Here is a 15,295-nt window from a genome sequence, read left to right on the forward strand (position 1 = left end):
GAGCTCTGAGTGGTAAAGAATAATTGCTAAACGATTAGACTTATTCTTTTAATTCATACCCAACCTGTAAAATCCCAGCTATTTTAGAGCTTCTTTAACTGAACGTTTTTAAATAAAACCTTCATTGGAGGTCCGACATGCATTTGCATACCAATAAGTCCTGTAAGCATTCGGTTCTTCATATCCTCATCATGAACCTCACTCATCAATGTGCCATTTACAAAATGCTGCATCACATTACCTTTCACGATTAAGTGAATGGAATTCCACTCTCCTTGCTTAATGAGATTACCCAACTCTTCTCGATCACCTAATTCTTCTACCACATTAAGCCCTTTCCAGGCATTCCGCTCTACATACTCCCTGAGATTACTAATGTCATCCGGCTGAGAGGTAATTCGAGTCTTTTGCCCCCTATAAGCTAATGTTGCCCGCTTCTTCTCCTCGTAATTTTGGCCGGTATATCGATTCCTTCCATCGATATCTGCCTGATAACCTTTTAAAGCATTAGGTACTTCAGCCAACCGTTCACTTCTATATTGAACCCCAGAATTCCCAGTCTCAGAAATCCAATAATCCATTTTGAGCTCAAAATCTCCTAATTCACCTCCTTTCCACACGATGAAATTATTAGCCTCCAAAGGATTATCAGCGGTAGTTTCTCCATGGATTGCCCCTTCACTCACTTTCCAATATTCTGGATTATACTCCCAGCCATCTAGTGAAGTTCCATCGAAAATTGCAACAAAATCATTTTGGACGATTTCTTCTTTTTCATGGGTGAAAAAGTCAGTCGACTTTAATCCAATCGCTATAAACAAATAGCATAGGGCCATCAGGAATCTATAGTTTCTTGAGCAAATCATTTCTGAGCCGTCGCTTTATTTTGAAAAACTTCATGATCAGGATTACCCGAGGAGATGAGGTAAGCCATCAAATCTTTGAGTTCTTCTTCATTTAATCGATTTATCAAACCTGGCATCATAATAGAAACCTCTGCATTCTTCTTTAGGACTACATTGTTTTTGGGGATTTCTTTCACATCATCCGGAACAAATGGGTTTTGGGAGATATAGTAATTTTGATCATCCTCATCGTAAAGTTTACCCATGACTGAAGCTCCATCCTTCAATTCCAACACAGTCGCATGATACTGGTCTGAAATAGTTTCAGAGGGATTAATGGTTGCAACAAGAATATCCTTGGGAGAAAACCTGGTACCTAATTGAGTCAAGTCTGGACCGATAATGCCACCTTCTCCTTGCATAGTATGACAGGATTGACAAAGACTGGCTGCATACATGGCTTTACCACGTACAAAATCCCTCCCACTAAGATTAGCAACCAATGGTTCTGCCTCTTCAACTGTCCACCTTCTACCCGGACCTTCTGGTTGAATCCCCGATTCAACAACTTCATTTCCACTGGAAGAAAGTAGCTTTCCACCAGAAAGTTCGTCGTATTTGTCGAAATCTGAAGGATTAACTGAAGACAGGGCCATTTTTCTTGCACGATCTATAAAACCCACATAGCTACGCCCACCCTTATATTCCGTAAGAGCATTCTTCACCCAGGAAAAAAATTCATCGCGTTGGGCTGGAGTCCATCCTTTATCTGCTCCTCCTAGAACATTGGCATAAAAAGTTGCTTGAGCAGGAGGTACATTAGCTAGCATGTTAGCGATATCCATACCATATTGAGGGTTCCTAAATATTAAATCAGAGGAGGCAGTAAAGGTCTTTTGATAGTTAGGATCATCTTTCGCATTTTGAAGCAAAGCCAATGTTTTATCGACAGCTGAAGGGGCGTCCAAGTGAACCATCAGAATGGACAAAGAACGATCAAGCATATTGTCATTGGCAGGAAAGTTAGGGTCGAGAAAAGCAATTAGTTTTTGCTTAACTGGATCAGCACCTTCGTCATAACGATAAAGAATAACTTCAATAGTTCTAAGCAAATCCTGCTTGTCCTTATCTGAAAGACTCTTGTAATCAATTTGTATTAAGCTGTTCAACATCCGAGCAGCATCTGAATCTGAAGCATGATGAGCCAAAGCCAAGATGGCTTGGATTTTCTTTGTAGGATCCGATTCTGCCAAGGCTTTTGACTTCCATGATGCCACAGGCTGATGTTCCAAAACCAAACGTGCTGCATACTGAACATAACGGTCCTCATTACTCAGCTCGGACCAAGCTTTTTCCAAACCCTCTGCTGGTGCACCCTTCACATGATACTTTTCCAATTCCCTTCTCGTTTTTGCCTCCTGAGGTAAGTCCTCAATGGTCATTGGAGTATAAGTGTCTACCTCTCCCGTGTAATAGACCCTATAAAGATCTGATTCCAATCTTCTTCCACCAGTGGCAAAATACATGGCTCCATCAGGACCAATAGTTCCGTCGGTAAGTGGAAGCGGAGAACCTGAAATAAATTCTTCTGCGGTGGCATCATAGCTTGCACCATTTGGTGTGAGGTGAATAGCATAAATCATCCCAAAGCTCCAGTCAAAGGCGAAAAGTGCTTTACGGTATTTAATTGGAAATTTAGCATCATAACCAAACATGGCATTCGTTGGTGAGCCTTGTCCAATATTCAAAACAGCCGGAAGATTATCAGGATAGTTAGGCGACCATTTGGAGTTACCTGTTCTCCAGCCAAATTCAGCTCCGCTAGTGGCATGGTTGATTCTGGTAGGCCTGTACCAGGGCATACCAAAGTCCCATTCCATGTCTGCGTCATAAGCAAACATGTCCCCTACTTCATTGAAATCAAAATCAAAGGCATTTCTGAAGCCTGCCGCTACTAGCTCCCATTCTGAACCATCAGGATTCATGCTCGCAATCCAACCTCCTGGTGCCATCCTGTTATTTGCATGACCACGAGGATCCTTAATAATGGGAAATAGGTTGTCTTCTTGCCAAACTCTAGGCAGACGATAGGAATCCATTTCCGGCACATCCACGTGATTTCCAGCAATCATAAAAATCCTTTCACCATCTGGGGATACACGCATACTGTGGGGACCATGCTCACCCTGCCGTCCCTGAAATTCTTGGATTTGGGTAATAGTTTCGAACTGATCATCTCCATCCAAATCCTGTATTCGATAAAGGCCTGTTGGCTTGCTGAAAGTCTCATTCGAATTATGATTAACCATCACATATAGTGAATTAAATGCGTAGAGTAAGCCTTGTGCATACCCCATTCCAACCTGAGGTTCTGCTACATTTCCCACAATCAGTTTTTCCACTTTGGGTTCAGTTGAAGTGCCTGAGCCTATTGGTGGTAGTTCTAAACGATACAAGAAACCGTATTGATCGGAAGTGATCATTCTCCCTTTGTCATCAAATGTCATGGCTACCCAAGATCCCTGATCGTGTTCACCAGGGCTGTAGAGTAATTCTGCTTCGAAACCGTCTGGTAGCTTGAGCTTGTCGATCTTTGGGTCACCAGAAAGCTGTTTTTGAGCGTCTTCTTTCTTGGCACAAGAAAGGCATAAAACCACCCCTCCTAGCAAGAAAATTAGATTTCTTGTTAATTTATTATTTAACATAGATATTAATTTATACAATTGTTTTTCAGATTATTACAGGCCTAAATTCAAATATTTTTCTTGTAAACGAGAGCAATTTATCATTTGAATTTAACTCAGTTCTTTCCCAATACCGTCCTGCTGTATCTGTAAAGAAAATAACCCGGTCCCACCTCAAAACCTTTCTGGATTTGACTTGGAACCGAGCCATATTTTTTGGACATGTAATTAAAAATGAGGTGTCAGATCAGCCTCTAAAGCTGGATAAGGGTAAAACTTATCCAAAACTGTAAAGGCATTACTGGGAGGTATTGATCCTTCAACAGGAGGATAATAATAATCTATAGGATTATTAATTATTCTCTGTCCATAAGGCACAATAATTTCCTGAATTCGATCAGTCCTCATAATGTCAAACCAACGCTTATTCTCAAATGCGAGCTCCACTCGCCTCTCTTGGAAAATTGCCTCCCTTACATCCGCTTGGCCTGAGGCTGAAGAATTTTCAAGACCCGCTCTATCTCTAACCTGGTTTAAAAGACCAACTGCCTCACCACTTTTACCTTGCTCATTCTGGGCCTCTGCCATAAGAAGCAAAACTTCTGCATAGCGGTAGACCGGCCAATTCATTCCATGATTGTTATGCTGAACGTGATCACTTTGATATTTTTTGATGTAGGGATAGACCTTATCATCACGGAAACTACCTGAGAGCGTAAGATATCCGATAGACACATCTTCTCTGAGGTCTCCCTCTTCATATGCAGAAATTAAATCTGGTGTAGGGACAGCGGGCCCTTCCCCCCCTAGCTCCTGTGGATTAATGGTACCCATAATTGGAGCCAACTCATCTATGGTAATGGGTCTGGGCATAAATTGATACATGAAGGTACCTTGTAGCCCTTCTGGACCTTCTTTATATTGTATTTCAAACACAGATTCTGCGTTATTCTTATTATTTACACTTTCAGAAAACGCCATTTCATAAGAGGGCATTAACATATATTCTCCTGAAGAAATAACTGGTCCAAGAGCTTGCTCAGCTTCTACCCATCTCCTCAAATACACATACACGTCCCCTAATAATGTCCTTGCAGAGCCCTGGGTTACTCGTCCTGGAAGTTGTTGAGATTTCAGAGGCAAAAGGGGAACCGCTTGAGTCAAATCTGATTCTATCTGAGAAAATACTTCCGATTCCTCGGAAAGTGGCAAGGCAGACTCTTCGCGGACTGCTACCGGAGTAATATGCAAAGGAACTTGTCCAAAGTATCTTACCAAATGAAAATAAGAAAATGCGCGTAGGAAAAGGGCCTGGCCTTTAACATTATCCTTGGAGGCTTGGTCAAACTCCACATCATCTATCAGAGCCAGAATTTGATTGGATCTCGAAATAATTAAATAAAGTGCTCTCCAGCCATTTAATACATGTACATTAGGTGTAGTACCCCCTGAAATAGGCATAGCAAAATCTGCGATATTCTGATGGTTTTCAGTTGCTCCAAAAAGAATATTACGACCATAATATAGATTGTCAGAATGTAACTCCCCAAGCATCCATGCTTGTGTATTGTAGTAACCCCTAAGAGGTGCATAGGCGCCATTGACAGCTTGGACAAAATCAGCCTCAGTCTGAAAGAAGGTAGCTGAACTTAATTGTGTCTCCGGCACGACTGTCAGAAAATCATCACAACTAGAGAAAACCAGAGTGAGAGAGAAAAGGAATATGATATATTTTTTCATTTTTCTTGTTTTTTAATTTGATGGAATCAATCTGATACAGATCAAAAGGTGATGTTTGCACCAAAAGTGATCGTGCGAGGAACCGGATATGGAGCCAAATCTATACCTGGACTCAAGTTACCTCCATCTCCCTGTCCGTTGTTTTGCATACTTACTTCAGGGTTAGATCCTCCCCAGTAACTGGTGAACACGAAAACATTCTGAGCAGAGGCATAGATTCGAGCAGATTGGATTACTTTGGGCAGGTTACTAAAAGTATAGCCCATGGTAATATTTCGAATGGTAAAGAAGGATGCATCCCATACAAAATTGCTATTTGGCCAGTCTCTTTCTACACCCGTCACCACTCCTCCGCCTACGGTGGTTCCAAATATTCCTTCACCTGGATCAGAGGGTGATCTGAAACGATCAGTAGCTCTTCTAACCATATTGAATACTCCATCAAGATTTGCTGTGGAGAATAGATGTCTCATATACAGCTCATTTCCATGGGAACCTGATCCAACTATACTGAAGTCCCAATTCTTCCAATTTAAATTATTGGTAATTCCATAGACGAAATCCGGAAAAGGGTTACCGATAATCGTCCTATCATCATTATCACCTCCAAAGGTAATCACTCCATCTCCATTAATGTCCTCAAGTTTAATACTACCTACGGTGGACCTACCAGGAATACTTGGTGAGTTTGCCAAGTCTTCTTCATTCAAATAATTACCCAGTTTCCGAAGTCCATAGAATTGACCAAAAGGCTGACCCACCTGAGTAATATGGAATGATCCAAAGACCCGATCAATCCCATCCGCCAGAGAAATCACTTCGTTCCTGTTGAAAAATATGTTGGCGTTAATGGTCCATCTTAAAGCTCCTGTGGTTGGAATTGCATTGATGGCAAATTCGTGCCCCCAAAATCTAATTTCTCCGATGTTATCATTAAAATTGGTGAAGCCTGACTCCTGCGGAATCTGCACCGCATAAAGTAAATTGGTTGTATTCTTCACGAAATAGTCATAATTGAAGGTAATTCGGTCATCTAAAAACCCTAGGTCAAAACCAATATCAAACTGAGAAGTGGTTTCCCATCCCAAATTGGGATTATCCAGAGAAGTTATGGCTGCACCAGGAATCACATTATTACCAAAAGCCACATTTACGGTGTTGTTGACTAGGGCATATTGGGTGAAGTTTCCTATGTTATTATTACCAGTCACACCAAAACTTGCTCTTAGCTTTGCAAATGAGAAGGTTTTGTTATCCACCATAAAATCCTCATCCGATAATACCCACCCAGCTGAGGCTGAAGGGAATACCCCCCATCGGTTATTTGAACCAAATCTGGATGATCCATCTCCTCTGACCGCTGCGGTGAAGAGATACTTACCTTTATAATTGTATGTAAATCGAGAGAAAATGGATGTTAAAGCCCACTCTTGAATATCGTTTCTAGTACCACCTCGATTGATGTTAATCGCGCCTTGAATAGTCGGAAGTCTGTCATCCGCATAAGTATCAGCTTGGATTCTAGTAAAATCACTTCTAAACCGCTGATTTGCTAAACCTGCCAAAAACTCCAAATTATGATCATTTATTGAAGTCCGGTAGGTGGCGGTATTTTCATTCAACCAAGACAAGTTATTTGCATTCTCTCGTATAGAAACGGCCACTGTTGGTATTGCTCGGTTAATCGATGAGGTTGCAGTTGAAGGGTTGAAAGTGAAAAATCTAGAGGTATTAACCTCCACATTAAAGGTAGATTTCAAAGAAAGACCTTTTATCGGTTTCCAATCCACATAGGTGTTTGCTAATACATTTAACCTAGTCGTTTCATTGACAATCTCTTCAGCGGAACGAACCCAATTAGGGTAAGCAAATATATTTCCTGTATTTCCAGGGAAGCGGTTAAAAAAGGTAAGCTCCCCCTCTTCATCATAGATAGGCATAACCGGCCAGGTATGAAGGGCATTAAAAAGGATACCAACTCCTCGAGTACCGTCCGTTCTTGGAGTGTTATCATAAACGTAGTTTGGTGCCACGTTTACACCGATATCCACCTTATCTGACAACTTATACCTTGTATTCAAGCGAAGTGAAAACCGCTGAAAATCAGTATTCAGCACTACCCCAGTCTGATCAAAAACACCAGCTACAACGGAGGTATTTAAACGCTCTGTGTTTGAAGTAATGGTCAGATTATAGGAAGAAATAGGAGCCGTCTGTAGCAAAGCATCATACCAATCATTGGTTTGACCACGATATTGAGCAGGGTTCTGAAATTCTACAGGTACAGCTTGACCCGCATCCTCAAAGTATTCTTTCTTAAACTGGGCAAATTCCTCAGCATTCATCATTTCCAGACGACCTTCCATGGGAACTTTTTGGAAGCCTGTAAAAACATTAAGATTAACACTGGTCTGACCTGCTTTACCTTTCTTCGTCGTGATCAAAACAACCCCATTGGCGGCACGAGAACCATATAGTGAAGTAGAAGCAGCATCCTTTAAAACCGTGATTTCTTCGATTTCATCCGGATTTATAGCATTGATATCTCCGGTAATGGGAAAGCCATCCACAACATAAAGAGGATCGCTACCCCCTGACACTGACAGCTGGCCTCGAATTCTTACCTGCATTCCTCTTCCTGGTTGACCAGTGGTCTGATTAATCTGAACTCCGGCGAGTCTACCTTGAAGTTTTTGGGCTACCGTAGACACTGGCATATCCTTGAGTTCCTCCGCTTCAACAGACTGAATAGCGCCTGTAACTTCCCTCTTGATTTGACTACCATATCCAACTACTACTACTTCGGATAAATCTGATACAGAAAGGGAAAGGCTGATATTCAGGTTAGTTACACCAGGATTTATAGGAATTTCCTGAGTAGTAAACCCTACGAAGCTAATTACTAGTATCTCTCCAGGAGAAGCCTCTATACTAAAAGCTCCATCAATATCAGTAACAGTTCCGTCCTGAGTACCTTTTATCAATACAAGTACCCCTGGTATGGGCTCATTATCTTCTTCGGCGACTACAACTCCGCTAATTGTTTGAGATTGCCCAAATGTCTGTAGACTGATCGTGGCAAACATTATCGAAAAGCCAAAAAGTAGGATTTTCAATCTAGATAGATAGTGGTTTTTCATATGATTTTGGGTTATTGGTTAACTAAAACTCTTTTAAGTTTTTAAAGTCTATGAACAAAACCATCCTGTTGAATCCTGCCTCCACAAGCCAAATTTTAAAAATCTATACCAAATGCATGAAAAAATTGTAAAATTTACAATAAGCATAAGATAATTTTAAAGAATACATTTTTTTTAGCTCATAAATTTTTTATTTATGTCAAATGACAAAGGATATTTTGTGAAATAATTTTTGAATTTCGAGCTCGACCTAGTTCTTTTATGATCAATAAATGTTACTTCCTTCCAAATGAAGATTAACCTTTCTATCATATTTCTATTCGTCAGTACAGTTGGTTTCTCCCAATCCCATAATTTGAAATTTGAGAAACAAATGATTGGTTTTGAGAGCTTTGAATCGGTCGGAATCTTTGATGTAAACCAAGATGGGTTCAATGATCTAGTTTCTGGCAGCTTCTGGTATGTGGGACCAGAGTTCACAAATCGAAAATCAATTGGTGAGGTGAAAAGGTATGGAGAATATTACGAGGATTTTGCCACCATTCCCATGGACGTGAATGGGGATAGCTATGAAGACTACATTACTGGCGGGTGGTTTGACGGTCAATTAATATGGAAGCAAAATCCAGGGAGTGATGGATTGTGGGATAGTTTTTTAATCGCTGAGATTGAAAATATTGAAACGATCCGTGCTTGGGATATCGACAAAGATGGTGTTCTGGAGATCGTTCCAAACAATCCTAAAAAACCACTAGTGTATTTTAAACTGGTTGGTCCAGGACAATTCAAGAAATTTGATGTGTACCCTACACAAGGACATGGCCTCGGATTTGGTGATATTAACGGTGATGGTAATGGAGATTTGATCAGCTCGAACGGATGGTACGAAGCTTCTTCAGAATTGATAAATAAAGAATGGGTTTTTCATCCTTTGGACGGATTTAAAGATCTCAGCATTCCCATCATAGTAACCGATCTAACTAAAGATGGAAAAAATGACCTAATCATAGGAAATGGCCATGACTACGGCTTATTTTGGATGGAACAGGTTGATCGTAATGGACAAATAGGATTTGAAAGACATGAAATTGACCCATATCATTCTCAATACCACACCATGGAATGGGTTGATTTAGACGGGGATGGTCAAAATGAATTAATTACAGGTAAACGCTATCGAGCCCATAACGGCAGAGACCCGGGCGGGAAAGATGAAATTGGGCTTTATTATTTCAAATGGGACGGAAAAGCCTTCTATAAAAATGTGATAAGTTATGGCCCTTTGGGAAAAGGAAAAGGCGCTGGGATTTATTTTGAAATTAAGGATCTAAATCAAGATGGAAAGCTGGACATCGCCGTAGCTGGGAAAGATGGACTAGCCATATTTTGGCAAAGGTAGCCTAAGACAAAGAAAGGGGGGGGTACTCCTTCAAAAAATTAACCATACAAATATCAACCTCACTAGGAATTGCATTTGGAGATGCTTTAAATGATTCCCATAGGTAGAAAAAAATCATTCAAATATTTCAAATTCCAACAAATGGATCATAAACTTTTCATAACGATTTTCCTGATTTCTATAATTTTTTCAAGCTGCTCCAAAGATCGGTTTGAGGAGGTGAGCAAACCCAATATTATCTTCATCATTTCAGACGATCAGGATTACAGAGACTACGGTTTTATGGGTCACGAGACGGTCGAAACACCCCATATTGACCGGCTGGCCCAAGAGTCCTTGACTTTTACCCGAGGATATGCCTCTGCCCCCTTATGTAGTCCTTCATTGGCTTCTATTATAACAGGTCTATATGCATTTCAGCATGGCATTACAGGTAATGATCCAGTTGTAAAATTCACGGGACCTCGCTATCCGAAACTGGAAGCAGGTGCTCATGATTTCCCTCGTGATAGCTACCCTGTGAGAAGAGATAGTGCCTTCCAAATTTTGGCCAAAAACTTTTACAAAAATAAACTGATCACTGAGACCCTTGCAGAGCAAGGTTATCGGTCTTTCCAATCAGGTAAATGGTGGGTAGGTTCTGCTGAAGACGCAGGTTTTGATTCAGGAATGACCCACGGTGATTATACTAGAGGAGGACGTCATGGGGATGAAGGATTGAAAATTGGAAGGGAGGGATTAGAACCTATCTATGACTTTATCGAAAGTACCTCGGAAGAAGAGGTTCCTTTTTTTGTATGGTATGCTCCTTTTCTTCCCCATACCCCACATACTCCTCCCAGAACGCTTGAGGAAAAATACCTGAAGCTCACCCCAGATTCGACTGTCGCAAAGTATTGGGCCATGATAGAATGGTTTGACCAGACAGTTGGTGACTTACAAAATTTCTTAAGAGAAAAGGGACTGGATGAAAATACTTTGATCGTTTACACCTGTGATAATGGTTGGATCCAAGATCCTTCATCAAACTCCTATGCTTCTAGATCTAAACGTTCACCTTTTGAGGGTGGTATTCGCACACCTATCATGTTTAAATATCCCAAAGGAATTTCTCCAAAAAGGGATGATAAACACGTAATTAGTAATGTGGATATCGTTCCTACTATTCATAGTATTTTAGGAATTGATCACGGAGAACTACCTGGAATCAACGTTCTAGATGAACAACAAGTCCAAAACAGAACTACTGTTTTTGCAGAAGCCTATGATCATGATATCGAAAATATTCAAAACCCGACTGAAACTCTACTTTATCAGATTGCAATTGAAAATGAATGGAAATTACTGATTCCGAACTTAAAAATGATCGAAAAAGCAGACAAAACTAAAGAAGAACAAAAGGCAGGTTATTACTCCAATGAAATCCAGTTGTACAACTTAAATAAAGATCCATTGGAAAAAAATAATGTATCAGAACAGCATCCAGAGCAAGTTAAACGTCTAAGAAAAAAAATATCTTCTTGGTATCAGAATTAAGAATACAGGATAAGAGCTTCATTTCAATATTACCATATCAATTGGTACCTGAGAGTAAAAAATTAGGATTCATCACACCTTAAATATTCTCAAATTAAATTTGATCTTGTTTTCGGTATTACCGCTTTAAACCTTTAAAAAACATCAATCTTGATTAGATCAGTCAAGATTAGGAATTAAATTAAAATAATACACGAATAGTTTTAAGCACGTAAAGCAGTACGCTACAGGATGGAAACTTGTGTCTATCTTATTAAAATTGAATCAAACCAAAGTATCTATGGAATCATTAGCAGAGAAAAAGTATCAACATGTAGATTTTTTATGGGATGAAAGAAAAGCCCTTGAATTGCAGGGTGATGAAGTCGCCTTATTATTATATCGCTCGAACATATTAGGTGCAGATCTCAGAATAACCAACTATGGCGGTGGAAACACCAGCTGCAAAACCATTGAAAAAGACCCTTTAACCGGCGAAGAAGTAGAAATTATGTGGGTTAAGGGTTCTGGAGGTGATATAGGAACTCTTAAGAGAAATGGACTAGCAGGTCTTTATGTAGATAAGCTTAGAGCCCTTAAAAATGTATATCGAGGACTGGAGCATGAAGACGAAATGGTGGGTCTTTTTAACCATTGCATTTATGATTTAGACTCTAAAGCACCATCTATTGATACGCCCCTTCACGCGCTTTTACCTTATAAGCATATAGACCACCTTCACCCAGATGCTGCTATTGCAATTGCTGCATCCAAAGAGGGTGAAGCAATCATGAAAGAAATTTATGGAGATGACTTTGTTTGGATCCCTTGGCAAAGACCTGGATTCGATTTATCTCTTAAGTTAGAAGCAGCCATCAAGGAAAATCCCAATTTAAAAGGTCTTTATTTAGGAGGTCACGGGCTTTTCACTTGGGGCGACACGGCTTTTGAGTGTTATATAAATTCACTTGACGCCATAGAAAAAGCTAGTGCTTACCTACAAGCTAACTTTGGAAAGAAACGTCCAGTTTTTGGGGGACAGAAAATAGAATCTCTTGAGCCAGCAAAAAGAAAAGATCAGGCAGCGATGATTGCTCCTGTTCTTCGAGGCTTGGCTTCAAGTTATGCCCGAATGGTTGGGCACTTCACAGACGATAAAAGAGTTCTTGAATTTGCGAATAGTCATGATCTTGAAAAATTAGCTCCACTAGGAACCAGTTGTCCAGATCACTTCCTGAGAACCAAAATTCGTCCGTTGGTATTGGATATTCCTGCAGACCTTGATTTATCCGATAAAGCTGCCATAAAAGATCAGCTTGAACCGGCTTTCGAAGAGTATAGAAAAATGTATGAGGATTATTATGAAACGCATAAGCGTGCGAATAGTCCTGCCATGCGGGATCCAAACCCTGTAGTAATTATTTGGCCAGGCGTGGGAATGTTCACATTTGCTAAGAATAAGCAGACAGCCCGTGTAGCAAGTGAATTTTATATCAATGCAATCAATGTAATGAAAGGTGCTGAAGCTGTTTCAGAATATGTAGCACTTCCACTACAGGAGGCATTTGATATTGAGTATTGGTTGCTGGAAGAAGCAAAGCTACAGCGCATGCCGAAGGAAAAGCCATTGTCTAGAAAAGTGGCCCTTATCACAGGAAGCGCAGGCGGAATTGGTAAAGCAATTGCTGATCGATTCGTAGCAGAAGGCGCTTGTGTAGTGATTTCCGATATTGATGGAGATCGTGTGCAGGAAGCAAATAAAACCTTCGCAAGAGATACTTCTACCGCAGTAACCTTGGATGTAACAAACCAGGAAAGTATTTCCCAGGCATATAAAGCAGCATGTCTAGAATTTGGCGGAGTGGATATAATTGTAAACTCAGCCGGGTTGGCAATCTCAAAACCCATCCTGGATACCACAGAGAAAGATTATGATTTGCTGATGGACGTTCTGGTAAAAGGTCAGTTTGAAGTTAGTAAAGCTGCGGTTGAGATTTTAAGAGTACAGGGATTAGGAGGTGATATTATTAATATCGCCAGCAAAAACGGATTAGTTTCCGGACCAAACAATGTGGTTTATGGTACTGCAAAATCTGCCCAGCAGCATATGAGCCGACTTCTAGCTGCAGAATTGGGTGCAGATAAAATCAGAGTAAATGTGGTTAATCCTGATGCCGTAATCGAAGGAAGCAAAATCTGGGAGGGCAAATGGGCTCAAGGAAGAGCTAAAGCTTATGGAATCACAGTGGAAGAGCTTCCTGCGCATTACGCCAAGCGTACTCTTTTAAATGAAATCATCGGCACAAAAGACATAGCTAGTGCCGTGTTTGCCTTTGTTGGAGGAGATATGTCAAAAAGTACTGGAAATATCATCAATGTAGACGGCGGTGTTGCCGCTGCATTTGTCAGGTAATAAGTTTTTCATAGATAGATAGATTGAGTACAGGGGCCCACATTAGTGGGCTTTTGTCTTTTTAGAGTTTTCTATTTCTCAATGGGTAGGATCAAAAAAACGGGAAATGCTTTATTCAAGCACCTCCCGTTTAACCGAATCGAGGCCGTAACCTCCAGACGGTATCAAATCCTTCCCAAAAGACTTCCTGCCAGTTACCCAACAGTCTAATCTTAGGCTTCAAATCGCTCCGCATTACTTTCGCCCTGCAGCCCGTAGTAAAAAGCTTTTGAGGTTTCCCTTTGCAGACACTCAGCCGAAGCCTCCAGCCCTTTCACTCATTACTCCACATTTCCACCTTAATCCGATTTCTATCTTCGATCTTTTATCGTTGACTTGATGATTCTAATGTCGGTTTATAGATCCTCTAAAACAACAAAATCAAACTTTACTTCTCCCCAATTTTCCCACCAAATAATATTCTAAATGAACACAGATATACACACAATTACTAAGTTAATCACAGGTTATGAACAAATTATACCCATGACTGAGTCTTAATAACCTTATTTCAACTTTATCCGCATCAAGTGCATATCGGCAGTCATATATAAATAATTCTCATCGGCATCAAAGGCACAGTTAGCAGTTGCCTGACCCGTCAAAATAGTCCCTAAAATCTTGCCTATAGGTGAAATCACCAGAACTCCACCAGGCCCAGTAGCGAAAACATTTCCTGAAGAATGCACCTTCAATCCATCTGGCAAACCCCTTCTTTCATCAGAAATTAGATGACTTACATCTAAAAGAATTTTGCCCTCCTGAACCTCTCCTGATTCACTTAGCTTATACTCATAGTATCTGGCCATTTCAGGATCGGACTGAGCCACATACAAAATACTATGATCCGGATTCAAGGCTACTCCATTTGGACGGTACAAATCCTCAATCTCTAGTTTCAATTCACCATCCAAAAGCCGGTAAACTCCCTGAAACTCCAACTCCTTTTCATCCCAAGGATCCAAGCCATATGGTGGATCGGTAAAGTAAATGCCACCATTTTTATGAATAACCACATCATTTGGGCTATTAAATTTATTTCCCTTCCAGGAATCAGCTAAAGTTTCATATGTTTCTTCTGGGTTCTCAAGACCACTTCGCATTTTCCCCAATTGCCTTAAACCATGCTGGCATAAAATCAGATTACCCTCATTGTCCAGGGTAAGCCCATTAGAGCCAGGCTCCTTTTTATCCCTCCTCTCTCCGAAATATCCGGAGGGTTCTAAATACACCGAAAGTCCATCCTTTTCTGACCAGCGATAAATCTTATTGGCAGGAACATCTGAGAAGATTAATGCACTTTGGCTTTCCAGCCAAAGCGGTCCTTCCGACCAATCGAAGCCAGAAGCCAAAATTTCAATTTCAGCCCCTTCAGGAATTAGAGAATTGATGGCTGGGTCCAACCTCTCTATGCTGCCGGCTGTTTTGTATTTCTTTGACATGGATTGATTATTTTTTTGAGCAAAAGCTATAGATGAAAGCAAAAAACATAAGACAAGACCTAAAGTATATTTTTTCAT

8 protein-coding genes are annotated in these 15,295 nt (G+C 40.5%); 3 read left to right on the plus strand and 5 right to left on the minus strand.

Annotated elements, in window-relative coordinates; genetic code table 11:
• Nucleotides 1–83 precede the first annotated feature (83 nt).
• The 4 genes from QVH07_RS02275 to QVH07_RS02290 form a co-directional block, all read right to left on the minus strand.
• Nucleotides 84–866 (minus strand): 3-keto-disaccharide hydrolase, encoded by a 783-nt coding sequence (locus tag QVH07_RS02275; protein ID WP_289998508.1) that lies wholly within the window; start codon nt 864–866, stop codon nt 84–86.
• Nucleotides 863–3,550 (minus strand): c-type cytochrome, encoded by a 2,688-nt coding sequence (locus QVH07_RS02280; protein ID WP_289998509.1) that lies wholly within the window; start codon nt 3,548–3,550, stop codon nt 863–865. Before QVH07_RS02280 ends, QVH07_RS02275 begins: the two co-directional genes overlap by 4 nt.
• Before the next feature lie 207 nt (nt 3,551–3,757).
• Nucleotides 3,758–5,269, minus strand: coding sequence for a RagB/SusD family nutrient uptake outer membrane protein (locus QVH07_RS02285; protein WP_289998510.1), 1,512 nt, complete (start codon nt 5,267–5,269; stop codon nt 3,758–3,760).
• A 41-nt stretch (nt 5,270–5,310) separates the two neighbouring features.
• Nucleotides 5,311–8,409: a SusC/RagA family TonB-linked outer membrane protein gene (locus QVH07_RS02290; RefSeq protein WP_289998511.1), complete on the minus strand. Its 3,099-nt coding sequence runs from the start codon at nt 8,407–8,409 to the stop codon at nt 5,311–5,313.
• A gap of 289 nt (nt 8,410–8,698) precedes the next feature.
• On the opposite strand from QVH07_RS02290, the gene QVH07_RS02295 reads away from it, so the two are divergent.
• The 3 genes from QVH07_RS02295 (at nt 8,699) to QVH07_RS02305 (ending at nt 13,736) form a co-directional block, all read left to right on the plus strand.
• Nucleotides 8,699–9,808, plus strand: a complete 1,110-nt coding sequence (locus QVH07_RS02295; RefSeq protein ID WP_289998512.1) for an FG-GAP repeat domain-containing protein — start codon at nt 8,699–8,701, stop codon at nt 9,806–9,808.
• Nucleotides 9,809–9,949: 141 nt separating this feature from the next.
• A complete protein-coding gene (locus tag QVH07_RS02300; RefSeq protein ID WP_289998513.1) occupies nt 9,950–11,344 on the plus strand; it encodes a sulfatase-like hydrolase/transferase in 1,395 nt (464 codons plus the stop codon).
• 280 nt (nt 11,345–11,624) lie between these two features.
• Nucleotides 11,625–13,736 carry a bifunctional aldolase/short-chain dehydrogenase gene (locus QVH07_RS02305; RefSeq protein ID WP_289998514.1) on the plus strand — a complete coding sequence of 704 codons (2,112 nt, stop codon included), beginning with the start codon at nt 11,625–11,627 and terminating at the stop codon, nt 13,734–13,736.
• 545 nt (nt 13,737–14,281) lie between these two features.
• Here the strand turns inward: QVH07_RS02305 and QVH07_RS02310 are convergent.
• A complete protein-coding gene (locus tag QVH07_RS02310; RefSeq protein ID WP_289998515.1) occupies nt 14,282–15,295 on the minus strand; it encodes an SMP-30/gluconolactonase/LRE family protein in 1,014 nt (337 codons plus the stop codon).

The organism is Algoriphagus sediminis (genome assembly GCF_030403435.1).
Taxonomy (GTDB): Bacteria; Bacteroidota; Bacteroidia; order Cytophagales; family Cyclobacteriaceae; genus Algoriphagus; species Algoriphagus sediminis.

Bases quoted from the DNA above. Each gene is read 5' to 3' on its own strand.
- QVH07_RS02300 (WP_289998513.1), top strand. From the start codon at position 9,950: ATGGATCATAAACTTTTCATAACGATTTTCCTGATTTCTATAATTTTT.
- QVH07_RS02290 (WP_289998511.1), bottom strand. From the start codon at position 8,409: ATGAAAAACCACTATCTATCTAGATTGAAAATCCTACTTTTTGGCTTT.
- QVH07_RS02285 (WP_289998510.1), bottom strand. From the start codon at position 5,269: ATGAAAAAATATATCATATTCCTTTTCTCTCTCACTCTGGTTTTCTCT.
- QVH07_RS02305 (WP_289998514.1), top strand. From the start codon at position 11,625: ATGGAATCATTAGCAGAGAAAAAGTATCAACATGTAGATTTTTTATGG.
- QVH07_RS02280 (WP_289998509.1), bottom strand. From the start codon at position 3,550: ATGTTAAATAATAAATTAACAAGAAATCTAATTTTCTTGCTAGGAGGG.
- QVH07_RS02275 (WP_289998508.1), bottom strand. From the start codon at position 866: ATGATTTGCTCAAGAAACTATAGATTCCTGATGGCCCTATGCTATTTG.
- QVH07_RS02310 (WP_289998515.1), bottom strand. From the start codon at position 15,295: ATGAAAAAATATACTTTAGGTCTTGTCTTATGTTTTTTGCTTTCATCT.
- QVH07_RS02295 (WP_289998512.1), top strand. From the start codon at position 8,699: ATGAAGATTAACCTTTCTATCATATTTCTATTCGTCAGTACAGTTGGT.